The organism is Shewanella zhangzhouensis (assembly GCF_019457615.1).
Taxonomy (GTDB): Bacteria; Pseudomonadota; Gammaproteobacteria; order Enterobacterales; family Shewanellaceae; genus Shewanella; species Shewanella zhangzhouensis.
In genome coordinates, this window is sequence record NZ_CP080414.1 from 3,350,016 (window position 1) to 3,372,774 (window position 22,759).

At 53.6% G+C, this 22,759-nt stretch carries 23 protein-coding genes; 10 read left to right on the forward strand and 13 right to left on the reverse strand.

Going from position 1 to position 22,759, the window contains the following annotated elements:
• Positions 1-34: 34 nt before the first annotated feature.
• The 9 genes from K0H63_RS14665 to K0H63_RS14705 form a co-directional block, all read right to left on the reverse strand.
• Positions 35-1,321, reverse strand: a complete 1,287-nt coding sequence (locus tag K0H63_RS14665) for an NAD(P)/FAD-dependent oxidoreductase (protein ID WP_220065311.1) — start codon at positions 1,319-1,321, stop codon at positions 35-37.
• Positions 1,322-1,486: 165 nt separating this feature from the next.
• On the reverse strand, positions 1,487-2,305 hold the full coding sequence (locus K0H63_RS14670) for an ABC transporter permease subunit (protein WP_220065312.1): 819 nt from the start codon (positions 2,303-2,305) through the stop codon (positions 1,487-1,489).
• Complete coding sequence (locus tag K0H63_RS14675) at positions 2,302-3,213, reverse strand: ABC transporter permease subunit (RefSeq protein WP_011760748.1); 912 nt, start codon at positions 3,211-3,213, stop codon at positions 2,302-2,304. Before K0H63_RS14675 ends, K0H63_RS14670 begins: the two co-directional genes overlap by 4 nt.
• Positions 3,210-4,346, reverse strand: a complete 1,137-nt coding sequence (gene potA, locus K0H63_RS14680) for a polyamine ABC transporter ATP-binding protein (protein ID WP_220065313.1) — start codon at positions 4,344-4,346, stop codon at positions 3,210-3,212. Before potA ends, K0H63_RS14675 begins: the two co-directional genes overlap by 4 nt.
• A gap of 117 nt (positions 4,347-4,463) precedes the next feature.
• On the reverse strand, positions 4,464-5,564 hold the full coding sequence (locus K0H63_RS14685) for a polyamine ABC transporter substrate-binding protein (RefSeq protein WP_220065314.1): 1,101 nt from the start codon (positions 5,562-5,564) through the stop codon (positions 4,464-4,466).
• Between the two features lie 172 nt (positions 5,565-5,736).
• Positions 5,737-7,122 carry an aspartate aminotransferase family protein gene (locus K0H63_RS14690; protein ID WP_220065315.1) on the reverse strand — a complete coding sequence of 462 codons (1,386 nt, stop codon included), beginning with the start codon at positions 7,120-7,122 and terminating at the stop codon, positions 5,737-5,739.
• 47 nt (positions 7,123-7,169) lie between these two features.
• Entirely contained in the window at positions 7,170-8,525 is a 1,356-nt protein-coding gene (locus tag K0H63_RS14695; protein WP_220065316.1) for a glutamine synthetase family protein, read from the reverse strand.
• Between the two features lie 3 nt (positions 8,526-8,528).
• Complete coding sequence (locus tag K0H63_RS14700) at positions 8,529-9,293, reverse strand: gamma-glutamyl-gamma-aminobutyrate hydrolase family protein (RefSeq protein ID WP_220065317.1); 765 nt, start codon at positions 9,291-9,293, stop codon at positions 8,529-8,531.
• Between the two features lie 439 nt (positions 9,294-9,732).
• The gene (locus K0H63_RS14705; protein ID WP_011760754.1) at positions 9,733-10,281 is read right to left on the reverse strand and encodes a cupin domain-containing protein; all 549 of its coding nucleotides are present in this window, start codon (positions 10,279-10,281) and stop codon (positions 9,733-9,735) included.
• 295 nt (positions 10,282-10,576) lie between these two features.
• On the opposite strand from K0H63_RS14705, the gene K0H63_RS14710 reads away from it, so the two are divergent.
• Positions 10,577-11,884, forward strand: coding sequence for an NAD(P)/FAD-dependent oxidoreductase (locus tag K0H63_RS14710; protein WP_220065318.1), 1,308 nt, complete (start codon positions 10,577-10,579; stop codon positions 11,882-11,884).
• Between the two features lie 59 nt (positions 11,885-11,943).
• On the opposite strand, the gene K0H63_RS14715 is transcribed toward K0H63_RS14710, so the two are convergent.
• Entirely contained in the window at positions 11,944-13,440 is a 1,497-nt protein-coding gene (locus K0H63_RS14715; protein WP_220065319.1) for an aldehyde dehydrogenase, read from the reverse strand.
• Positions 13,441-13,818: 378 nt separating this feature from the next.
• Here K0H63_RS14715 and aptA point away from each other — a divergent pair, with 378 nt between their 5' ends.
• The 4 genes from aptA (at position 13,819) to K0H63_RS14735 (ending at position 17,933) form a co-directional block, all read left to right on the forward strand.
• Positions 13,819-15,159, forward strand: coding sequence for an omega-aminotransferase AptA (gene aptA, locus K0H63_RS14720; protein WP_220065320.1), 1,341 nt, complete (start codon positions 13,819-13,821; stop codon positions 15,157-15,159).
• A 41-nt stretch (positions 15,160-15,200) separates the two neighbouring features.
• The gene (locus K0H63_RS14725) at positions 15,201-16,691 is read left to right on the forward strand and encodes a CoA-acylating methylmalonate-semialdehyde dehydrogenase (protein WP_220065321.1); all 1,491 of its coding nucleotides are present in this window, start codon (positions 15,201-15,203) and stop codon (positions 16,689-16,691) included.
• A 39-nt stretch (positions 16,692-16,730) separates the two neighbouring features.
• A complete protein-coding gene (locus K0H63_RS14730) occupies positions 16,731-17,096 on the forward strand; it encodes a cupin domain-containing protein (protein ID WP_220065322.1) in 366 nt (121 codons plus the stop codon).
• 108 nt (positions 17,097-17,204) lie between these two features.
• On the forward strand, positions 17,205-17,933 hold the full coding sequence (locus tag K0H63_RS14735) for a TorF family putative porin (RefSeq protein WP_220065323.1): 729 nt from the start codon (positions 17,205-17,207) through the stop codon (positions 17,931-17,933).
• Positions 17,934-17,989: 56 nt separating this feature from the next.
• Here K0H63_RS14735 and K0H63_RS14740 read toward each other — a convergent pair whose 3' ends face one another.
• Complete coding sequence (locus tag K0H63_RS14740) at positions 17,990-18,172, reverse strand: hypothetical protein (RefSeq protein WP_220065324.1); 183 nt, start codon at positions 18,170-18,172, stop codon at positions 17,990-17,992.
• Positions 18,173-18,316: 144 nt separating this feature from the next.
• On the opposite strand from K0H63_RS14740, the gene K0H63_RS14745 reads away from it, so the two are divergent.
• The 5 genes from K0H63_RS14745 to K0H63_RS14765 all read left to right on the forward strand — a co-directional run bounded on the left by K0H63_RS14745 (position 18,317) and on the right by K0H63_RS14765 (position 21,887).
• Positions 18,317-18,661: a DUF3634 family protein gene (locus K0H63_RS14745; protein ID WP_220065325.1), complete on the forward strand. Its 345-nt coding sequence runs from the start codon at positions 18,317-18,319 to the stop codon at positions 18,659-18,661.
• Between the two features lie 386 nt (positions 18,662-19,047).
• Positions 19,048-19,944: a DUF6662 family protein gene (locus K0H63_RS14750; RefSeq protein ID WP_220065326.1), complete on the forward strand. Its 897-nt coding sequence runs from the start codon at positions 19,048-19,050 to the stop codon at positions 19,942-19,944.
• A 44-nt stretch (positions 19,945-19,988) separates the two neighbouring features.
• Positions 19,989-20,540 carry an FMN-binding protein gene (locus K0H63_RS14755; RefSeq protein ID WP_220065327.1) on the forward strand — a complete coding sequence of 184 codons (552 nt, stop codon included), beginning with the start codon at positions 19,989-19,991 and terminating at the stop codon, positions 20,538-20,540.
• A complete protein-coding gene (locus K0H63_RS14760) occupies positions 20,541-21,362 on the forward strand; it encodes an FAD:protein FMN transferase (RefSeq protein ID WP_220065328.1) in 822 nt (273 codons plus the stop codon).
• A gap of 12 nt (positions 21,363-21,374) precedes the next feature.
• Positions 21,375-21,887: a hypothetical protein gene (locus K0H63_RS14765; protein WP_220065329.1), complete on the forward strand. Its 513-nt coding sequence runs from the start codon at positions 21,375-21,377 to the stop codon at positions 21,885-21,887.
• 11 nt (positions 21,888-21,898) lie between these two features.
• Here K0H63_RS14765 and K0H63_RS14770 read toward each other — a convergent pair whose 3' ends face one another.
• Both K0H63_RS14770 and K0H63_RS14775 read right to left on the reverse strand, forming a co-directional pair.
• Positions 21,899-22,060 carry a hypothetical protein gene (locus tag K0H63_RS14770; RefSeq protein ID WP_220065330.1) on the reverse strand — a complete coding sequence of 54 codons (162 nt, stop codon included), beginning with the start codon at positions 22,058-22,060 and terminating at the stop codon, positions 21,899-21,901.
• Positions 22,061-22,197: 137 nt separating this feature from the next.
• Positions 22,198-22,758: a DUF6942 family protein gene (locus K0H63_RS14775; RefSeq protein ID WP_220065331.1), complete on the reverse strand. Its 561-nt coding sequence runs from the start codon at positions 22,756-22,758 to the stop codon at positions 22,198-22,200.
• Between the last annotated feature and the right edge of the window lies 1 nt (position 22,759).

The window sequence follows — 22,759 nt, forward strand, 5'->3', positions numbered from 1 at the left end:
TACTTGTTACTGGGCGCTTGCGCCGTTAATGCTGTTAGATACCCAGCTTATCGCGAACCGTGTAGTACCAGGCGCCCAGGGCGCTGAAAGGTACCCGCAGCGCGTGGCCGCCGGGGAACGGATAATGGGGCAGCGCGGCAAAGGCGTCGAAACGGGTCGCCTGACCGTTCAGCACTTCGGCAATCAGCTTGCCGGCCAAGTGGGTGTAGGTCACACCATGGCCACTGCAGCCCTGGGAGTAATAAATGTTCTTGCCGATGCGGCCGACCTGAGGCAGACGCGACAGCGTCAGCAGGAAGTTACCTGTCCAGGTGTAGTCGATACGCACGTCTTTCAGCTGCGGGAAGGTTTGCAGCATCTTCGGCAGAATGATGGACTTGATGTTGTCCGGGTCGCGGGCGCCGTACACCACACCGCCACCGTAAATCAGGCGCTTGTCACCGGAGAGACGGAAATAGTCCAGCAGGTAGTTACAGTCTTCAACGCAGTAATCCTGGGGCAGCAAGCTTTTTGCCATCTCATCGCTCAGGGGTTCGGTGGTGATCACCTGGGTGCCGCAAGGCATGGATTTGGCCATCAGCTCAGGCATCAGTTTGCCAAGATAAGCGTTACCGGCCACCACCACAAAGCGGGCTTTCACCTGACCGAACTCGGTTTTAACGATGGCAGGCTCACCTTCCACCACATCCAATACGGCCGAGTCTTCAAAGATTTTCCCGCCGAGGCTTTCCACCGCGCGGGCTTCGCCGAGGGCCAGGTTCAGCGGATGAATGTGACCACCGCTCTTGTCCAGCATACCGCCGACATAGCGCTCAGTATTTACCACATTACGAATACCGGCTTCGTCGAGGATCTCCAGCTGCTCAGTGTGGCCGTGAGCTTCCCACAGCGCCTTTTGCGCCTTGAGGTGACCCATTTGTTTTTGGTTCAGTGCGGCAAACACGCCACCGTTTTTCAGATCGCAGTCAATATTGTATTTTGCAATGCGCTCGCGAATGATGCGACCGCCTTCAAATGCCATCTCACCGAACAGCTTGCCCTTTTCCTTGCCAACAGTTTTTTCAATGACATCAATGTCTCGGCTATAGCTGTTAACGATTTGGCCGCCATTGCGACCCGAGGCGCCCCAACCAATTCGGGCGGCCTCCAGAACCACGACCTTGAAACCACTTTCAAGCAAATGCAATGCCGAGGACAGACCCGTGTAGCCTGCGCCTATAACACACACGTCGGTTTCAAGATGCTCCTCAAGACGAGGACGAATGCGGGTGTCATTGGCGGAAGCGGCATAGTAGGACTCGGTATGAGGTGTAGCAGACATGATGCTTCCTTCTTTCTTATGTTCATTATTTTAAACAACCAGTTCATCCTACACGTTCACCAAGGGAAACTCTAGGGCCAGTGAAGGATAATTTTGAATTTTTGTTGAAAATATCAAACAAACAAAAACGGCCGCCTGAGCGACCGTTTTATTAATGGCAATGCGTCACTGTTCCATCGCAGCCTTTGCGCGCTTTTCAGCCCTGCGGGCGAAATACCAGGACAGGAAGGCAATCAGAGACACCGCGAGAATGATAAGTGTCGCCAGGGCGTTAATCTTCGGAGATACCCCCAAACGCACCGAGGAGAACACCACCATCGGCAGCGTCGTAGCACCCGGGCCCGACGCAAAGCTCGCTATCACCAAATCATCCAGTGACAGGCTGAATGACAACAGCCATCCTGCGGTCAGTGCCGGCGCAATCATGGGCACAGTGATCAGGAAGAAGGTCTTGAGTGGCGTTGCCCCCAGGTCCATAGCGGCTTCCTCAATCGACATGTCCAGTTCACGCAGACGGGACGACACCACCACGGCCACGTAGGCCGCACAGAAGGTAGAGTGCGCCAGCCAAATGGTGAGTCTGCCGCGCTCGGCAGGCCAGCCAATCAGGTCGGCCATGTGAACAAACAGCAGCAGCAGCGACAGACCAGTGATCACCTCGGGCATTACCAGCGGTGCCGTTATCATGTTCGACAACGACAGCTTGGCCCAGCTGCGACGGAAACGTGTCATCACGAACGCCGCCATGGTGCCCAGTACGACAGCCATGGAGGCCGACAGGAAGGCAATTTCCAAACTGGTCCAGACTGCATCGAGGATTTGCTGATCCTTGAACAGCTCCACATACCATTTGGCCGAGAATCCGCCCCATACGGTCACCAACTTGGACGCGTTGAAGGAGTAGAAAATCAGGATAAACATGGGGGCATAGAGGAAGATGAGCCCCAACCACAACATCACGGTAGAAAAACTCAGCTTTTTCATGCCTCTTTCTCCAAATCACGGGCCTGATAATGATGGAACAGGGTAATGGGGATAATCAAAAGTCCCAGCATCACTATCGCCAGCGCCGAGGCGACCGGCCAGTCACGGTTGTTGAAGAACTCCTGCCACAATACCTTACCAATCATCAGCGAGTCCGGGCCGCCCAGCAGCTCAGGGATAACGAACTCACCCACAGACGGAATAAACACCAACATGGAGCCGGCAATCACACCACCCTTCGACAGCGGCAAGGTGATATTCCAGAAGGTGTTGATACTGCGTGAACCCAGGTCGGCCGCAGCCTCCAGCAGGCTCATGTCCATCTTCACCAGGTTGGCGTAGAGTGGCAGCACCATAAAGGGCAGATAGGCGTACACAATACCGATATAAACGGCGATATTGGTGTTCAATATCTTCAGCGGCTCATCGATAGCACCCAGCCACAACAGCACATTGTTGATAAGGCCGGTGTCGGCGAGCAGTCCCATCCAGGCGTACACACGGATAAGGAACGAGGTCCAGGACGGCAGCATAATCAGCAGCAGCAGCACCGTTTGCATCTTCACCGGTGCACGGGCAATGGCATACGCCATGGGATAACCGAGCAGCAAACAGCCGAGGGTGGACACCACAGCTATCTTAAGCGACCCCAGATACGCGGTGTAATAGAGCGCATCGTCCAGAAGCAACAGGTAGTTGCCGAGGTTCAGCGCCACATTCAGCAGCTGATCCGCATAGGTGAACGTGGGCTCATAGGGCGGAATGGCAATCGCCGCGGTGGAGAAACTGATCTTGAGCACAATCGCAAAGGGCAGTGCAAAGAACAGGGTCAACCACAGGAAGGGAAAGCCCAGGGTAAAGTGCCTGCCACGGATGGCAAAGCGAAAACCTTTCTTTCGTTTGCTCATGATCTCAATACCACGCCACTGGTGGCCTCCCAGCTGATGTAAATGTCATCGCCCCAGGTTGGGTGGTCCGCGCGGCGCTCGGTGTTGGTCATGGAGCACTGGATGATTTTGTCATCTTCCAGTTTGATGTAATACACCGACAGGCCACCGAGGTAAGCGATATCGTGTACCTTGCCCTTGGCCCAGTTGTACTCACCTTCGGGCTGCTCGCGGGTGATCAGCGTCTTTTCGGGGCGCACTGCCAGCCATACGTGCTTGTCTTCCAGACTGGTGGTTACACCGTGGCCAATCAGGAACGGCTGCGGCAAGGTTGGCGACTTGAGAATGGCATGGTCGGCCTCGTCTTCAACGATTTCACAATCAAACAGGTTCACTGTACCGATGAACTCGGCAATCATGCGGCTGTTGGGGCTCTCGTAGATGTCCATGGGGCTGCCCACCTGGGCAATCCAGCCGTCACTCATGATGGCGATACGACCAGCCATGGTCATGGCTTCTTCCTGATCGTGGGTCACCATCACACAGGTCACGCCCACACGCTCAAGAATTTCCACCACTTCGAGCTGCATCTGGGTACGTAGTTTTTTATCCAGTGCGCCCATGGGCTCATCGAGCAGCAGCAGTTTGGGGCGCTTGGCAAGCGAGCGGGCCAAAGCCACACGCTGGCGCTGACCACCGGAAAGCTGATGGGGCTTACGCTTGGCATACTGCTCCATGTGCACTAGCTTGAGCATTTCCTGCACCCGCTGGGAAATTTCAGCCTTTGACATCTTATCCTGCTTCAGACCAAAGGCGATGTTTTGCTCCACTGTCATATGAGGGAAAAGCGCGTATGACTGGAACATCATATTGATCGGACGCTCGTAGGGCGGCAGATCGGTAATGTCCTGACCGTCGAGATAAATACGACCTTCCGTTGGCCTCTCAAACCCCGCAAGCATCCGTAGCAGGGTAGATTTTCCGGAGCCAGAGCCCCCAAGCAATGCGAAGATTTCCCCTTTGTTGATGGTCAGGGACACATCGTCCACCGCGCGAACATCATCAAACAGTTTGCTTACCCGCTCAATTTTGAGCAGTACTTCGTCTTGCGTCTTTGTCGTTGGTTTATTGGTGACGCCCGAGGTCATAGCCATAAATACTTCTCCATTCCAAACTGCGCCAGAACAAGCCTCCGGCCTGCTGGAATTCGGTTTACTTGTGCAATCTAAGAGTCAAAGGTGGGGCAGCCATCCGCTGCCCCAAGTACAGGATCACTGACCAGACTTGATCTTGGTCCAGATACGGGTCATGGCGCGCTGAGTCTTCATAGGACGCACTTCACCCAGATAGAGCTTGGCGAGTGTTTCTTCAGAAGGGTACACAGCGGGGTTTTTGGCAACTTCCTCGTCCAACAGAGGGTTAGAACCATCGTTGGCGTTGGCGTAAGCCACATAGTTACTGATGGAAGCAATGACCTCTGGGCGCATCAGGTAATTAATAAAGGTCAGTGCATTGTCTGGGTTGGCGGCATCGGCTGGGATAGCCATCATGTCAAACCACAGAGGGGCACCTTCTTTGGGGATGCGGTAATCCACTTGCTGGCCGTTACCGGCTTCTTCGGCGCGGGCCTGAGCCTGCAGTACGTCGCCAGACCAACCGATGGCGGCGCAGATTTCGCCGTTGGCGAGATCAGAGATGTAACGTGAAGAGTGGAAATACTTGAGGTAAGGACGAATTTTCAGCAGCACTTCACCGGCTTTTTCATAGTCGGCAGGGTCAGTGCTGTTAGGGTTCAGACCCAGATAGTTCAGCGCGGGCGGCAGGATTTCATCCGGTGAATCCAGCACGGCGATACCGCACTTGGCCAGCTTCTCAGCATTGGCTGGGTTGAAAATCAATTCCCATGAATCCACTGGTGCATCTTCGCCCAGCACTTCTTTTACCTTGGCTACGTTAAAGCCGATACCTGTGGTGCCCCACAGGTAAGGCACGGCGTGCTCGTTACCCGGATCGCTCTTTTGCAGCTGGCTCATCAGGTTCTTGTTGAGGTGTTTTTCGTTTGGCAGCTTGGACTTGTCAAGCTTCATAAAGGCGCCGGCTTTAATCTGCTTGGCAAGGAAGTGGGCTGATGGCACAACCAGATCGTAACCGCTGCGGCCTGAAAGCAGCTTGGCTTCCAGCACTTCGTTGGTGTCGAACACATCGTAGATTACGCGGATGCCGGTTTCCTTCTGGAAGTTTTCCAGGGTGTCTTCGGCGATATAGTCAGACCAGTTATAGACGCGAACAACTTCTTCAGCCGATACCGCAGCGCTTCCCAAAACACCGGCGGTAACCAAAGCCAGAGCTGTCATTTTGTGTAATAACTTCATGCTATCTCCTTTTGCAGGTAGCAGTAATTGAAAGCCAATTACCCTGATTGTGTCGCCGGCTTGGCCGGCATTTATTTTATTGTTAGGACCAATGCTACAACCTGAAAAACCGCATCGGCAGTTGCTGCTGCCCAGTACCTCTTCCTCTATTGGCAGGCTTTTTAATATGCACTCAGTTATCCCGAGCTGCAATCTTCTCAAGCGTCAGTGAAAGTGCCTGACTTGCTTTAAAAATCAGTTCGTCAATCTCATCGCGGCTGATGCACAGCGGCGGCGAAATAATCATGGTGTCACCCACAGCACGCATCACCAAACCGTTGGCGATACAGGCTTCACGGCAGAGCATACCGGCGGATATTTCGCTGCCGAACCGCGCCATGCTGTGCTTGTCTGCCACCAATTCAATGGCACCGACCATGCCCATCCCCCTGACCTCACCCACCAGCGGGTGCGCGCTCAGGGTTTGCAACCTATCCTGCAAATAAGGCCCGGTTTCGGTTCTGACCTTATCCACCAGCTGCTCGTCTTCGAGAATACGGATATTCTCCAGCGCTACTGCCGCCGCAACCGGATGGCCTGAGTAGGTAAAGCCATGGGCAAACTCACCGCCATCACTGATAAGCACGTCGGCGACCCGGTCGGACACTATCACCCCGCCCATGGGGATGTATCCCGAAGTCATGCCCTTGGCGATAGTGATTAAATCGGGTTTGAGGTCCAGAGTCTGGGCGGCAAACCAATTGCCGGTACGCCCAAAGCCGCTGATGACCTCATCCAGAATAAACAGAATATTGTACTTTTCCAGAATCCTTTTAATTTCATTCCAGTAGCTATCTGGAGGAATGATTACTCCCCCCGCGCCCTGAAATGGCTCTGCGATAAAAGCGGCAACCTTATCTTCACCGAGCTCGAGGATTTTGGCTTCCAATGCCCGTGCCGTTTTAATGCCAAAGGCCTCAGGTGACATATCACGGCCTTCACCGAACCAGTAAGGCTGGTCGATATGAACAATCCCTGGAATGGGCAGATCGCCCTGCTGATGCATAAACCCCATGCCGCCGAGGCTGGCACCGGCCACGGTTGAACCGTGATAGGCATTCTTGCGACTGATAATGGTTTTCTTGGAGGGCTGCCCCTTCAAATCCCAGTAACGTCGTACCATGCGCAGATTGGTGTCATTGCCCTCGGATCCCGAGCCGGTAAAGAAGACCCTGTTCATATTTGCAGGTGCCAGAGAGGCAATCTTTGCCGCGAGCTGAATGGCGGGCTCATGGGTACATTGGAAGAAATTATTGTAAAAAGGGAGAGTTTGCAGCTGAGCGTAGGCGGCATCGGCGATGGACTTGCGACCATAGCCGACATTTACACACCAGAGTCCGGCCATGGCATCCAACAGCTTATTACCCTTGGCATCCCAAATGTACACACCTTCTGCACGTTCAATCACGCGGGTGCCACGTTTGGCCAAATCAGCACTGTCAGTAAAAGGATGCAGATGGTGCGCGGCATCCATGGCTTGCAGTGCGCTGATGGTATCTTGCTGTTGTTGTTGTTGCATCTTCGCCCTCCCCCTAATGTGCCGGGGCACGCCCCGGCCTGTGTTTTTTATACTGTCAGCAGCAGGAATTCACGCTCCCAGGCACTGACAACACGTCTGAAGTTTTCAAGCTCTGCCTGCTTCACCGCCACAAAACCAGTGGTGAAGGCATCGCCGAGATATTTACGCGCCGCGTCACTCTCATCCATGGCCATCAGTGCCTCTTCCAGGGTCAGCGGCAGGCAATTGGTGTCTGCTGTGCGGCTTTCGTTGGCACGCCCCAGGGCTGGATTGGTTGGCTTAAGACCTTCCACCATGCCGATGTAACCGGCCAGCAAACTGGCGGCAATGGCCAGATAACAGTTGGCATCGGCGCCTGGAATGCGGTTTTCAATACGGCGGTTTTGCGGTGATGACTCAGGAATACGCAGACCACAGGTGCGGTTTTCTTCGCCCCACTCCAGGTTTACCGGTGCAGAGGTGCCCGGCAGGAAGCGACGGAAGGAGTTCACACTGGGTGCCATCAACGGCAGGAACTCAGGGATAAACTGTTGCAGACCGGCAATATAGCCGAGGAAGTTGGCGCTCTTGGTGCCGTCTTCTTTGGTGAAGATGTTTTTGCCAGTCTTTTTGTCCACCACACTCTGGTGAATGTGCATGGCGCTGCCGGGCTCATTGGTCACAGGTTTGGCCATGAAGGTAGCACAGACATTGTGCTTGAGCGCCGCTTCACGCAGGGTACGCTTGAACACAAACACCTGGTCGGCCAGCGACAGCGCATTGCCGTGACTGAAGTTGATTTCCATCTGCGCCGGACCGTCTTCGTGGATCAGGGTGTCGATAAACAGCCCCTGGGCCTCACACCACTCATACATGTCTTCAAACAGGGGATCGTATTCGTTGGCCGCATCGATGGAAAACGACTGACGACCGGCCTCGGGAAGACCTGAACGTCCCAGTGGTGGATTCAGTGGCAGATCAGGATCCCCATTGCGCGCCACCAGATAAAATTCCATCTCGGGGGCAACCACCGGTTCCCACCCCTTGTCTTCGTACAATTTAAGCACTTTTTTCAGTACGTTACGAGGCGACAGCTCGATGGGATTCCCCATACGATCGTACACATCGTGGATTACCTGAGCCGTGGCTTCCACACACCATGGCAACTCGAACACGGCGTTTTCATCGGGCACACAGAGGAAGTCCACATCGGCTTCATTCAGCAGCTCATAATAAGTATCGTCATTCACATAGTCGCCGGTTACCGTTTGCAGCAGTACGCTCTCGGGCAAACGCATGCCCTGCTCGGCGATGAACTTGTCTACCGGCGCGATTTTACCGCGGGCAATCCCCGTCATATCGCTGATAACACACTCTACTTCCGTTATCTTTTTTTCTTTTAAAAACGCAATCAGCTTTTCCATGATTTATCTCGCTCGCTCTTGGGCCCTGCGTCGGCACGCGTCACCGAAAGCATGGAAAATCGACAGATAAAAAGCATTGTCGGCCACTTTCCATTCGGGATGAAATTGCACACCCAGGGCAAAATTTTTGGCATCTGTAACAGAGAAGGCTTCTATCAAGCCATCCGGAGCATAGGCTTCTGGCCGCAACCCGTTACCAAGACGTTCAACGCCCTGAGTATGGACGGAATTCACTTCCGCCGAGCTGCGGCCCCAGGCTTCGAAAATTACCCCCCCGGGCTCCAGAGTCACCGTATGGGCCAGACCATACTGCACCTCAAGTGGCGCAGTTCTGTCTTCCCGGTGCTCTTTAAACACACCCGTTTCATGTAACTTTTGGTGCAAACTGCCGCCAAAGGCCACATTCATTTCCTGGAAGCCGCGGCAGATACCCAGTACCGGCACGCCTGCGGCGATAGCCGCCTTAATCAAGGGCAAGGTGGTGGCATCACGGCGGGGATCGTGATGAGTGCCCGGCTCACTGGCCGGCCCCGAATAGTGATGTGGTTCGACATTGGAAGGTGAACCGGTGAACAGGATGCCGTCCAGACGCTCAAGTAATAATTCCGTTGGCATGCCATCGCCAATAGAAGGGATGATCAGCGGCCAACCGCCAGTGCCATTAATCACACCTAAAAGATATTTTTCGCCCACCGTATTAAACGTCTGCAGTCCAATCGGGGTATTACAGGCAGAGACACCAATAAGGGGTATCGTGGCGTCAGACATACATCACCTTGCAGTTGATTCAGTGTTTGAGTTTTGTGATCGCCCTCAAACTCGGCGTTCATTTTTTCACACAGTACACGGAAATATTGAACGAGGCAATAGCCCACTTACCTCTGTGCAGCACTTTTATAACAATAAAATATTATTCACTAACAATCAGCAAGTTAGCCCATAGCGACCTATATAAACAAGTCGTTAAGCACGGATCTTTCGCCAGTCACCTGCGGGAAAAAATGGAAATAGCCGCCTGAAACCCGAATTCGAAATCCGGCCACATTTGGTTAAAATTATTTACATCCGTGTTTGAAATGGTGGCAGAGAGCCACCCAAAAGAGTGCAACGTGGCAATTGATGGCGCAAAGCGCCCCAAAAGGGTGCAAAAGTGACAGATACAACAACGGCCCTTGCAGGGCCGTTGTTGTTTTTGAACGGGAAAATATCAGAAGTTGGCAGGTGTAGTAGCACTGACCAGATGACAGGGTTCATCGAAGGGATTTCTGAACCTGTGGGGCAATTCGCTGTTGAAGTAATAGCTGTCACCGGCTTCAAGTACAAACACCTCTTCGCCAACAGTCAGCTCGAACTTACCTTCAATGACCAGCGCAGCCTCTTCTCCGACGTGCTTGAGCATCTCTTCACCGGTATCCGCTCCGGGAGGATAAATCTCACTCATCACCGACATCGCCCTGTTGGGATAATCACGGCCAATCAGCTTGAACTCCAGAGGACCGGTGCCTATATCCAACAACTCGTCGGCGCGGTAAACAATCTTTTGCTCGGCAGAGGCCGAGTCACCGATAGAGAAAAACTCCACCAGTGACATAGGAATGCCGGCCAACACTTTTTTCAACGAGCTCACCGACGGGCTCACGCTGTTTTTCTCAATCATTGAGATGGTACTGTTGGTCACACCGGCACGCTTGGCAAGCTCACGCTGAGACAAGCCTTTCATCTTCCGGACTGCTTTGAGACTGGCTCCGATATCCAAATTTGTCACCCCCAAACAGGTTCAGTTATCTGCACAGCAGATAAAGTGCAAATTATCTATCCCGACCGTGAGTACCGCCAAACAATCTCAGGACCGGAAAATAAATTTTCTCAAGCAAACTCAATCAACTGCAATGTATAAGTGGTCTAAGGCCAAGTGCAGCAAATGAGAATACGCATTGTATTTTAGCGGCATTGCGTGTTAAATAAAATGCACACGTATATTTATCCGCAAAAAGTGTGATGAGTATACAGAGACAAGACCAATTTACAATAAAAACAGCGTCGGAGCCCTTATGGCAAACAAATCTCCCATCCACAGCGATAAGTACCCGGATTCATTCTATTTTGCGTCTGCAAAAGAGTTATTTCAGTATCCTGTACTGGACAGTGCCATTGACGTGGATGTCTGTGTGGTGGGGGGCGGTTTCAGTGGGCTCAATACCGCTATTGAGCTGCGCCAGAAAGGCTTCAGCGTTGCGCTGCTGGAGGCCAAGCGTGTCGGCTGGGGCGCCTCGGGGCGTAACGGCGGTGAACTTATTCGTGGTATTGGCCACGGGCTGGAGCAATTTCACAACACCATTGGCCAGGAAGGCATTAATGCCATTACCCAAATGGGGTTTGAGGCGGTTGAAATTGTCCGAAACCGGATTGCCGACCACAACATCGATTGCGACCTGGCCATGGGCTATTGCGACCTGGCCGTGAAACCACGGCATATGACTGAGCTTGCCGAAGAATTCGAACATCTGAAAACAGCAGGTTATCGTCAGGACATCAAACTGCTGCAAAAGGCAGACTTGAGCGAAGTCATAGGTTCTGACTGTTATCAGGGTGCACTGGTGGACATGGGCAGTGGCCATTTGCATCCAATGAATTTGGCCTTGGGCGAAGCCAGAGTTGCCCGGGAGCTGGGCGTGCAGATTTTTGAATACAGCGCCGCCACCAAAATCATCAAGGGAGACAAGCCCAGAGTCATCACCGAAAAAGGTGAAGTAACCTGCCGCTATCTGGTACTGGCGGGCAACGCTTACATAGGCCACAAACTGGAGCCTTATGTGGGGGGGAAAGTATTGCCAGCAGGCAGCTACCTGTTGGCGACCGAGCCCTTAAGCCCGGAGTTACAGCGCGAAATCATCCCCCAAAATATGGCCTTTGCCGACATGCGCATAGCGCTGGATTATTTCCATCTCTCCGCCGATGGGCGTTTGCTCTTTGGTGGTTTGTGCACCTATTCAGGTAAAGACCCCAGCGACATCGAAGCCGCGCTCAGGCCCAATCTGGAGCGGGTGTTTCCCAAACTCAAGGGCGTGCGTATCGATTATCAATGGGGTGGCATGATAGGAATAGGTGCCAACCGTTTACCTCAGCTGGGTCGCCTGCCGGATGCGCCCAATATCTTCTTTGCCCAGGCTTACTCGGGCCATGGCGTCAACGCGACGCACATGATGGCAAAGCTGCTCGCCGACGCGATAGCAGGCCAGGCGGAACGTTTTGATGTGTTTGCCAAGGTGAAACACATGACCTTCCCCGGAGGGCCGGCACTGCGCTCACCGCTGCTGGCCGCCGGCATGCTGTATCACCGCTTTATGGATATTTTTTAAGGGCATAACCCCAAAAAGAAACCCGCCGATTGGCGGGTTTCTTTTTACTCGGGTAACACTCAGAGCGCTATCCAGGTCGCCTTCACCTCTGTGTATTTCTCAAAGGCATGCAGTGACTTATCACGGCCATTACCGGACTGCTTATAGCCACCGAAGGGCGCTGTCATGTCGCCACCGTCGTAGTGATTAATCCACACCATGCCGCTGCGCAGTGCCTTGGCTGTTTTATGTGCCTTGCTGATATCCGAGGTCCAAACACCGGCGGCAAGGCCATAAATTGTATCGTTCGCGATGGCGACGGCTTCGTCCATACCATCGAAGGTAATCACCGACATCACGGGGCCAAAAATCTCCTCACGGGCAATTTTCATCTGATTGGTAACGCCATCAAACACGGTAGGCGTAACATACACACCGCCGGTTTCGGCAAGTACCTGGCTGCCACCGCACATGAGTTTGGCGCCTTCATCGTGACCGGCTTTGATATAGCCAAGCACGGTATCCAGCTGCTGTTTGTCCACGACTGCGCCGCAGGTGGTGGCTGGGTCCAGCGGATGACCGGGCTGCCAGGCTTCCATTTCTTTAACGATGAGCTTGATAAGCTCGTCCTTTACTCCCGATTCCACCAGAAGACGCGATCCGGCAGTACACACCTCGCCCTGGTTAAAGGCGATGGCTGAAGCAGCGGCCTCGGCGGCGGCTTTCAGATCCGGCGCATCGTTAAATACGATATTGGGGCTCTTGCCGCCGGCTTCCAGCCAGACCCGCTTCATATTGGACTGACCGGCATACACCATCAGTTGCTTGGCAATCTTGGTGGAACCTGTGAATACCAGAGTGTCCACGTCCATATGCAGTGCCAATGCCTGGCCCACTGTGTGGCCGAACCCCGGCAGCACGTTCAGCACACCATCAGGCAATCCGGCCGCTTTGGCGAGCTGCGCCATACGAATAGCGGTAAGTGGGGATTTTTCAGAAGGCTTGAGCACCACGCTGTTCCCTGTGGCAAGGGCGGGTCCCAGCTTCCAACAGGCCATCAGCATAGGGAAGTTCCAGGGCACGATGGCAGCTACCACACCCACAGGCTCGCGGGTGATCATGCCGATTTCATTGTGGGGCGTAGGGGCCAACTCATCGTAAATTTTATCGATGGCCTCACCGGACCAGCGAATGGCGCGGGCGGCACCAGCCACATCCACCGCCTTGGAATGGGCGATAGGTTTACCCATATCCAGGGTTTCCAGCAGCGCCAGTTCGTCGGCATGCTCTTCGAGCAATTCGGCAAAACGGATCATCACCTTTTTACGTTTAACCGGAGATTGCAAAGACCAGACTCCGGACTCGAACACTTCACGCGCATTGGCAACGGCGATATCGGCGTCGGCCTGCTGACAACTGGCCACCTGAGTCAGTAAACGGCCATCCACAGGACTGATGCAGTCAAAGGTTTCCTTGCCGACGGCATCGCAATATTGGCCGTTAATAAAGGCTTTACCATTGATTTCAAGGCGCTGCGCCATTGCTTCCCATTCGCTGCGGCTTTGGGGTGTACTCATGATGACTCCGTATCTGTGACTGTTATGGTTATTGATTTCAGGTTTTCAGGAAACTGGCCCAGCAGTAGCCAACGAGTCTTCTGCTGCGATACCCAGCACGTCAGGACATACCCGCAGCGGGTTTATCAAAGGCGGCGAAAAGGCGTCTTTATCACTGCAACTCGCCGGCATCGCCCTGCTCTGTGCGCGGTCCCGAAAACGGACACTGGGCTCAGATTACGCTCAGGCCATGAGCATTTCAATATTTTTTACAATTTGCACTTTTTTGCCACAAATAAATGCACAAAGGTATTCCATGTTCATTATTTCTGACATAGCATAGCGAATATTAACCACCTTAAAAACTCAAACAACCGATAGGATCAAGGTAAATAATGTATGGTCGACTTCAACGCAACTACAGGACAAGACACACCGTCCCTTGAGCACTACTGGATGCCGTTCACCGCGAACCGCCAGTTCAAAGCCAGCCCACGATTGCTGGCCAGCGCAGAGGGTATGTTTTACAAAGATGTTGATGGCAATCCGGTACTCGATTCAACCGCAGGCCTTTGGTGTTGTAACGCCGGCCACGGCAGAAAGAAAATCAGTGAAGCCGTCAGCCACCAAATTCGGGAACTGGATTACGCCCCGTCATTTCAAATGGGTCATCCACTGGCATTCGAACTGGCCAGCCGCCTTGCCGACATAGCACCGGCGGGACTTAACCGTATCTTCTTTACCAACTCGGGCAGTGAATCTGTCGACACCGCGCTTAAAATGGCGCTGGCCTACCACAGGGCCAATGGTCAACCTACCCGTACCCGCTTTATTGGCCGTGAACTGGGCTATCACGGTGTCGGTTTCGGTGGCATCTCCGTGGGCGGCATCGGTAACAACCGCCGTACTTTCAGCCAGCAATTGCTGCAGGGCGTCGACCACCTGCCCCATACGCTGGACATCGCCAACAATGCCTTTTCCCGCGGATTTCCCGCCCATGGCCTCGAAAAAGCCGAGGTGCTGGAACAACTCATTACCCTCCACGGTGCTGAAAACATCGCCGCCGTTATCGTTGAGCCCATGTCCGGCTCCGCTGGCGTGATCTTACCGCCTCAGGGTTACCTCAAGCGTCTGCGCGATATCACCAGCAAACATGGCATCTTACTGATTTTTGATGAAGTTATCACAGGCTTTGGCCGTGTTGGTGACGCCTTTGCCAGCCAGCGCTGGGGCGTTGTGCCCGATTTGATGACCACCGCCAAGGCTCTTAACAATGGTGCCATTCCCATGGGCGCTGTGTTCGTAAGCCAGGATGTGCACGATGCCTGCATGACTGGTCCGGAAGAGCTGATTGAATTTTTCCACGGTTACACCTATTCCGGTCATCCGGTGGCTGCGGCCGCTGCACTGGCCACCCTGGATATCTACCAGGAAGAAAAACTGTTTGAGCGTACCAAAGAGCTTGAAGGCTACTGGGAAGATGCTGTGCACAGTCTAAGAGACCTGCCGAATGTGATTGATATCCGCAACACAGGTTTGGTTGCCGGGGTGCAACTGTCCCCCAACGATGAGGGCCCGGGACGCCGGGGTTACAAGGTGTTCGATCGCTGCTTCAGAAACGGCACCCTGGTGCGCGTGACCGGCGACATCATCGCCATGTCTCCACCACTCATCGTGGAAAAGCAGCACATTGACCAGATAATTAACACCCTCGGCGATGCCATTCGCGCCGTTGGATGACCCTTTGTCAGCACAGAATTAACAGGTAGCCAAAGATATCCATGCAAAGCATTACTCATTTTGTAAACGGCCAGCACACGGCCCCCAGTGCCCGCACCCAGACTGTTTTTGAACCTGCCACCGGTGAGGCACGCGCCCAGGTCTCGCTGGCAAGCACACAGGAAGTCGGCGAAGCCATCGCCGTAGCCAAGGCCGCATTTGAGAGCTGGTCGCAGATGACCCCCTTAAACCGCGCCCGTATTCTTTTCAAATTCAAAGCGCTGGTTGAAGCCAATATGGACGAGCTGGCGCAGCTTATTACCCGCGAGCACGGTAAGGTGCTTGACGATGCCAAGGGCGAACTTATCCGCGGTCTCGAAGTGGTGGAATTTGCCTGCGGTATCCCTCATTTGCTTAAGGGAGAGCACACGGCTCAGGTCGGCACAGGTGTGGATGCCTGGGCGGTAAATCAGCCGCTGGGCGTGGTAGCCGGTATTGCGCCTTTTAACTTCCCGGTGATGGTGCCCATGTGGATGTTCCCCATCGCCATCGCCTGCGGTAACACCTTCATCATGAAGCCTTCGGAAAAAGACCCAAGCTCTGTGATGCGCATTGCCGAGCTGCTCAAAGAAGCCGGTTTGCCCGATGGCGTGTTCAACGTGGTGAACGGCGATAAAGAAGCCGTAGATACCCTGCTGACCCACAAAGACATTCAGGCCGTTAGCTTCGTGGGCTCCACCCCCATTGCCGAATACATCTATGCCACGGCTTCTGCCCACGGCAAACGGGTACAGGCTCTCGGCGGGGCCAAAAACCATATGCTGCTGATGCCGGATGCCGATCTGGATCAGGCGGTCAACGCGCTGATGGGCGCTGCCTATGGCTCGGCCGGTGAACGCTGTATGGCTATTTCAGTGGTATTGGCCGTAGGTGATGCCGGTGATGCCCTGGTGGAAAAACTGCTGCCCAAGATTGCGGCGCTCAAAGTAGGCAACGGGCTGACCCCCGACATGGAAATGGGCCCATTGATTTCGGCCCAGCATCTGGACAAGGTCTCAAGCTACGTGGAAGCCGGGGTCAGTGAAGGCGCCAGGCTGCTGGTTGATGGTCGTGAGCTGTCGATGGAAGACAGGGCCAATGGTTATTTCCTGGGTGCCTGCCTGTTCGATCACGTCACGCCACAAATGAGCATTTATAAAGAAGAAATCTTTGGCCCAGTGCTCAGCATAGTGCGGGTGCCCGACTACAACAGCGCCCTCCAACTCATCAATGACCACGAGTTTGGTAACGGTACCGCCATCTTCACCCAGAGTGGTGAGGCTGCCCGCCACTTCTGTCATCACGTACAGGTGGGCATGGTGGGTGTCAACGTGCCCATTCCTGTGCCAATGGCCTTCCACAGTTTTGGTGGCTGGAAACGCTCACTGTTCGGTCCTCTGCACATGCACGGCCCGGATGGCGTGCGCTTTTATACCAAGCGCAAGGCGATTACCGCGCGCTGGCCACAGGGAAAACAGCTGGCCGCTGAGTTTGTAATGCCTACCATGAAGTAAGCAGATGCGGGGCACCAAGGTGCCCCCTTCGGAGTGAAGATGACTTCAAAAATATCTGATATAAAGCGATTTTCGACATCAGGCGCCCAAACAGAACAGTATTTTCTTCCCGAGGAAAAACGCCTTGAGGGTAATCCGTTGCAGTCGTTAACCAACCACTATTCCAGTCCCTGTGGCCAGTTTCACGCCGGGGTTTGGCAGAGTGATGGCGGCAAATGGAATGTCAACTATACTGAACACGAATTTTGTGACATTCTCGAAGGGTCCAGCATTATCTGCGACAGCGAAGGTAACAGCCTGACCGTGGAAGCTGGAGACAAGTTCGTTATCCCCGCCGGTTTTAAAGGCACATGGGAGGTGGTTGAACATTGCCGCAAGATCTATGTGATTTTTGAGCAAAGCTAACAGGTAAACCCGCCATGAGGTCACAGCCAAGTGCTGATGTTTGGCAATAAATGTGAACGTGCGAATTGACGTCGTCACTGTCAACAAAAGTAAAATGGAGAATCAAGCGTGGATAAATATTTCAATAAAAACAAGCTTGCTAAGCTGACCGGGATCCTTCTGACAGGTGCGCTGCTGTCCCCTTTGGCCAACGCCGGTGAACTGACCGGTGAAGTTGGGGTGGCCAACGATTACCGCTTCCGTGGCGTATCGCAAACCGACAGTGGTTTCCAGGTTTCTGCAGGCATTGATTACGCCACCGACTCAGGCTTCTTCGTAGGCGCCTGGGCCAGCAACGTGGACTTCGGTGAAGATGATGACACCAATATTGAATTGGACATCTATGCCGGTTACTACCATGAAGTCAGCGATGACCTGTCGTTCGACGTCACCATCTATCGCTACAACTATTTCGGTGAAACCAGCGATTACGATTACTTCGAAGGTACAGTAGGCGCCGATTTCCACGGTTTCCGCGCCGCCTATTGGTACACCAACGACTACAGCGGTTCAGACTACGACTACCATTATCTGGAGTTGAACTACAGCTGGGAGTTTGCTGAAAACTGGAGCCTGGACCTGCACATAGGTAACAACTTCGGTGATGCGATTGAAGACGAAGATTTCGGCTTCGGCGACTCCTTTGTTGACTACTCCATCGGTGTCTCTACCGAAGTGGCCGGTTTTGGCCTGTCTCTGGCATGGCTCGATACCAACCTGGATGACGATGTAGAGATTACAGACGATCTGTTCAACACCGAGGGCACTGTGCTTGCCAGCGTAAGCTACGCCTTCTGATCCCAGGTCTTTCTCCCTTCCCACCCAAACAAAAACCGCCCGATAGGGCGGTTTTTTTATTTAATCTGGTGCACCTGCATCACATCACCACAGTCGATTTGACGCTTCAGCTCACGCCAATATCGGCCAAGCTCGGTCAATGACTGATGTCGCTCAGGAAAATGGCTGCGCATGTTTTCTATCATACGGGCTTGCTTGTCACACATCTGCGACCAGGATTTAGCGTTGGTAAGGGGCATGGCGTCATCCTTAACGTGAGTGGAGTTCCTGTCTTGCATCATAAACCTTGCACACCATATCTCAAGTTTGCAAATGAGACCTCGTGCACTTTTTTTATAAAAAGTTAAGGCGTATCTTTATCAAAAAAACACCGGGGAATTTTTATGTTAGCTAACCTGTTGAAACTGCTTTTTATCGCTGTTGGTGTTTACATCATCTACCGACTCATCTTTGGTGGTAAAAAAGGTCTGTCGCTGTTTGAAATGCATTTCAAGGAAGGCCGCATGACCAGCCACAAGGGAAAAATTCCGGAAAAATTTGAGCGCGAGTGCCGAAACCTGGCCAAGGCAGAAAAGCTCACCTGTACCATACGAGCCGAGCGCCTCGGCGATGTCCGTCTGCACATTTCGGCCAACGTGGCGGACAATCTGGCGCAGAGGCTGAGAAATCAATTCCCGTTCGAGCTGTATGATAAAAAGATGCAGGACAACAGCAAACAGACCGGCTGATACCAGGGGCTGAAGCTATACTGCCGCAACAAAAAGGCGCCACCCCGGGTGGCGCTTTTTTATTAGCTTTGACTCATCCAGCACGCATAAAAATCGCTGGTTGAAACAACCCGCCCCGTTCAGGCTTTCGCATCCATAGCAGAGCGAGATGTTATTGATTCCGTCCCACCAACAAGCAGCACGCATTTATCTCGCCGCGCCAAGATAGTGAGCCCTCTCTACCAGCTGAGTATTATTAAAATAAACTTAAAATTTATTTTCTTTATATTTCTTATAGATAGATTAAAAACCCAATTTAACTGTAATGCGAACTATTTTCATATGCATTACAAGTCACTAAAATACCCACCCGATCGGATATCAATCATTTCAAGATGGGAATTTACATGAACAAGAAACGTCTGGGCCTGTGCGCTCTTGGCCTGTGTGCCGCGACTCTGAGCCAGCACAGCATTGCCGGTGAAGATCTCTTCGGTTACCTCAAAGGCGCCGAAGCTCTGCCTGAAGGTGCCTCTGAGCTATACCAAAAAGTCACAGTACGTGACGGCAAGAGCGTGGGCTCGTATCAGGGTATCGACTTCGAGACCGAATACGAATACGGGGTTTCCAACAAGTTTTCTTCATCGGTATCGGCCAAATTTATGTCGCTGGATACCGATGGCCTGTCAATTGATGGCTATCTGCCGGGTGCCAAGGATATAGGGTTCAAAGCCTCAGGCGTGGAATTGGGGATGGCTTACATGTTCCTCAGCCCCGCCAAAGACGATTTGGGTCTGCAGGCCAGCCTGTCTTTAGACTACGACTGGATTGACAAGCACTCGGGCTACGACAAAGACACACTGTCGCTGGAGCTGGGCCTGCAAACACAAAAGTACTTTATGGAAGGTGAGCTGGTTTGGCTGGGTAACATGGGTGTGGAAACCACCTACGCCGACCGCGCTCCCATCGATAATCTGCCGGAAGATTTTGACTGGCCAACCGATCCGGAAATGGAGATCGAGCTGAAATTCGGTACCGGCCTGAGCTATCGTTTCGCCCCCAACTGGTTTGTCAGCGCCGAAGTACTCTACGAAACCGAATTTGAAACCGAAGTAGGTCAGGAACGCTGGTCATGGTTCGCCGGTCCTTCACTGCATTACGGCAGCGCCAACTGGTGGGCAACACTGACCTGGCTGCCGCAGCTTGCCGGTGGTGGTGAACAGTTCGACGGCCAGGATACCGACCTGCATCTGATTGAAAAAACAGAGCAGGAATGGCGCTTTAAGATTGCCTACAACTTCTGATTGCAGGATGGGGCGTCCGTCGACGCCCCTTTTGGAGAATCACAATGTCTGACTCCCTGTTAAGCAACAGCCTCTGGTTTATCCCCATGGCTTTTGTGGCGGCACCTGCCGTGGCCGCCGATTACCTGAGCATCCCTCAGGCGCAGCAGTTACTGTTTCCCTCCGCGAGTAGCTTTATCGAGCGCCCTACCCTGTTTGACAGCGGTGCACGCAGCGCTATCAAATCCCATGCCGGCACCAGACAACGTCAGGACCACCAGCCCATTTGGCGGGTAGAAAAAGACGGTCAGTTACAAGGCTGGTTTATGGTCGATGACGTTATAGGCAAGCACGAATACATTACCTACGCCGCCGCCATCACCGCCGACGGCGAAGTCATGGGCATAGAAGTGCTGAGCTACCGCGAAACCCATGGCGCAGAAGTAAGAGACGAAAGCTGGCGCGCCAACTTCAAAGGCAAAAGCCTGAAAGACCCCTTCAAGCTCGATGAAGATGTGCCCAATATCAGCGGCGCTACCCTGAGTTGCCGTAATCTGCTTGATGGTGTCAAAAGACTGCTGACCATCCACGAGCTTTTCCTGGCCCGCGAGTCCTGAGTGCTGCGCCGCGCCAAACCCATGCTGGGCACGCTGACGGACATCAGGGTCACTGACCCCGGCAATGCCGATGTAAAGGCGGCTATGACTGCCGCCTTTGGGCTGATGGGCGAGATAGACTCGAGTCTTTCGTTTCATCGGCCGATGAGTGCACTTTCGGCCCTCAACGCCCGCCCGATGCAATGGACCGACATAGGCAGGCATGGCGCCAGGATACTCAGGCTCGCCAAAGCGCTGGGCAGGCAGAGCGATAACCGCTTCAATGTCACCCTGGGCGGCGCTCTGGTCATAGCCGGAGCACTGCCCCGTCATACCGGGGCCGATTTTTTACCCAGTGGCAGTTGGGATGATATAGAGATAAAAGGTACCCGGGCCAGGCTTAAACGGCCGGTGCTGCTTACCCTGGATGGCATTGCCAAGGGCTACGCGGTGGATATGGCAGTAAGCTGCCTTAAACGCTTTGGGGTACGCGCAGGCTCGGTCAATGCCGGGGGCGATCTTAAGGTATTCGGGGACCAGGCCATTAAGGTACAGCTGAGAAACAGCCAGGGCTTTACCGATACCCTGTGGCTTAAGAATGCTGCACTGGCAAGCTCAAGACTCGGCGGAGCCCCGGATGCGCGCTTCCCCTCGCTTATCATTTGCCAGGATGCGCACCCGGCTAATTCCCCGCAGACCGAGTCCCTGCTATCTGTTATCGCCCCTTTTGCCTGGCGCGCCGACGCGCTTACCAAGGTGCTGGCGTCTGCCACCCCGGATATAGTGACTCGCCTCGGCGGACATCTTCCGTCCCTTACCCCAAGCCCTGGCACCAAACTCTGAGACAAGAGACTGATGAAACGTTTAAACGGATATCCTGACTGGTTTTTTTACCTGCTTATTCTGTCGATGACGCTTTGCGCCGCCACCGGGTTTGCCATGTATCCCTGGGTGCTGGAATTTAAACTGGAATGGGAACTGCCCATGGCGCTCAATGGCCAATGGCGCTTGCCACTGGTGAGCTCACACGCACTCAGCGCGGCTGTGCTGCTGATGCTGCTCGGTGCGCTGTGGCAAGTGCATATGCGCGCTGGCTGGCGTAAGAAGGAAAACCATGTCAGTGGGCTCTTTATGGCACTTTCCATGATGCTGTTGATGCTGACAGGTGTTGGGCTTTATTACCTGAGCACAGAGTCGGCGCAGTTGGCAGCAAGCCTTGCCCACTCAGGACTGGGATTATCCCTGATGGGCGTATTCTGCTGGCACTGGGTACGGGGCCACAGGGTAAGGAGACAAAAAATTAAACAGGCAGGCAGTAAGCGTACAGGCTCCCTTCAGGCGTTCAAGCAACCCTCTTTGGTTGAATAGAACTATCGGGGCTACTGGTTGAGCCTGCCATCGCGGCGGGCCTCATCGAGAATGCGCTCATTGTCCTTCACCATACCGTCCTGCTCGGGGAGCTGAGGTTGATTCACCTCTTTGGCAGGTTTGGACTCTACCCAGTGACCATTCTCGCAGCCTACCAGGCACAAGGCTGCCAATAACACCGCCATTCAGTATTGAGGTTTTATCATACGCTCTCCTTTCACAGCCGCGTCGCTGCCCATTCAGTAACGTTATCTCATTAAGAAGCGATACTGGCACATCTGAGCCTGAATATTTAGCGCAGCCATACGCATTACTGACAAAAGCGTCGTATCAGCACCACCAGCTCATCGATGCGCTGATTACTCAGTTGCCGATAATCGAAATAAGGACAGACGATAAGACGGCGATGACGGTCTATGGCAAATCGCTCGCTGAGCCACTCGAGTTGTAATCCACCATTTTCCCTGTCGCTGAAGGCAGTGCCGTAACCTTTCCCCATGACCAGATACAGCGGACCGGGGCGAGCTTCAAGGGGTGATGAGAACAGCAGCGCCGTACCGCAGTCTGGTTGCAGCAGCATCGCATCCCGATACGCTTGCCAGCTGTTAAATTGGCTCACGGTCGCAACCGCTGGCAGTGCCTTTTTAATCAGCTCATCGGCGGCCATGGCCCACATTAACTTGGCATACACGTTAAACACCTTGCGCCAGCCATTGCCGCAGGCATCGCCTATGGCTTTGATTTCGCCGCTCACCAGCGTGCGGCAGCTGGCAAGCTCAGCCAGCCCCATAAAGGGTGGACGATTGGCGATACAGACACCCAATTGGTAGTGGTCATCACCCAGGCCCACGGGTGCGCTTGTGCTTGTCATC

Excerpts from the sequence above, each read along its gene's own strand:
- K0H63_RS14665 (WP_220065311.1), bottom strand. The coding sequence starts at position 1,321 with ATGTCTGCTACACCTCATACCGAGTCCTACTATGCCGCTTCCGCCAAT.
- K0H63_RS14695 (WP_220065316.1), bottom strand. The coding sequence starts at position 8,525 with ATGGAAAAGCTGATTGCGTTTTTAAAAGAAAAAAAGATAACGGAAGTA.
- K0H63_RS14755 (WP_220065327.1), top strand. The coding sequence starts at position 19,989 with ATGTCTGACTCCCTGTTAAGCAACAGCCTCTGGTTTATCCCCATGGCT.
- K0H63_RS14740 (WP_220065324.1), bottom strand. The coding sequence starts at position 18,172 with ATGCCCCTTACCAACGCTAAATCCTGGTCGCAGATGTGTGACAAGCAA.
- K0H63_RS14730 (WP_220065322.1), top strand. The coding sequence starts at position 16,731 with ATGACTTCAAAAATATCTGATATAAAGCGATTTTCGACATCAGGCGCC.
- K0H63_RS14765 (WP_220065329.1), top strand. The coding sequence starts at position 21,375 with ATGAAACGTTTAAACGGATATCCTGACTGGTTTTTTTACCTGCTTATT.
- K0H63_RS14675 (WP_011760748.1), bottom strand. The coding sequence starts at position 3,213 with ATGAGCAAACGAAAGAAAGGTTTTCGCTTTGCCATCCGTGGCAGGCAC.
- potA (WP_220065313.1), bottom strand. The coding sequence starts at position 4,346 with ATGGCTATGACCTCGGGCGTCACCAATAAACCAACGACAAAGACGCAA.
- K0H63_RS14700 (WP_220065317.1), bottom strand. The coding sequence starts at position 9,293 with ATGTCTGACGCCACGATACCCCTTATTGGTGTCTCTGCCTGTAATACC.
- K0H63_RS14750 (WP_220065326.1), top strand. The coding sequence starts at position 19,048 with ATGAACAAGAAACGTCTGGGCCTGTGCGCTCTTGGCCTGTGTGCCGCG.
- K0H63_RS14690 (WP_220065315.1), bottom strand. The coding sequence starts at position 7,122 with ATGCAACAACAACAACAGCAAGATACCATCAGCGCACTGCAAGCCATG.
- K0H63_RS14715 (WP_220065319.1), bottom strand. The coding sequence starts at position 13,440 with ATGAGTACACCCCAAAGCCGCAGCGAATGGGAAGCAATGGCGCAGCGC.
- K0H63_RS14710 (WP_220065318.1), top strand. The coding sequence starts at position 10,577 with ATGGCAAACAAATCTCCCATCCACAGCGATAAGTACCCGGATTCATTC.
- K0H63_RS14725 (WP_220065321.1), top strand. The coding sequence starts at position 15,201 with ATGCAAAGCATTACTCATTTTGTAAACGGCCAGCACACGGCCCCCAGT.
- K0H63_RS14745 (WP_220065325.1), top strand. The coding sequence starts at position 18,317 with ATGTTAGCTAACCTGTTGAAACTGCTTTTTATCGCTGTTGGTGTTTAC.
- K0H63_RS14670 (WP_220065312.1), bottom strand. The coding sequence starts at position 2,305 with ATGAAAAAGCTGAGTTTTTCTACCGTGATGTTGTGGTTGGGGCTCATC.
- aptA (WP_220065320.1), top strand. The coding sequence starts at position 13,819 with ATGGTCGACTTCAACGCAACTACAGGACAAGACACACCGTCCCTTGAG.
- K0H63_RS14685 (WP_220065314.1), bottom strand. The coding sequence starts at position 5,564 with ATGAAGTTATTACACAAAATGACAGCTCTGGCTTTGGTTACCGCCGGT.
- K0H63_RS14775 (WP_220065331.1), bottom strand. The coding sequence starts at position 22,758 with ATGACAAGCACAAGCGCACCCGTGGGCCTGGGTGATGACCACTACCAA.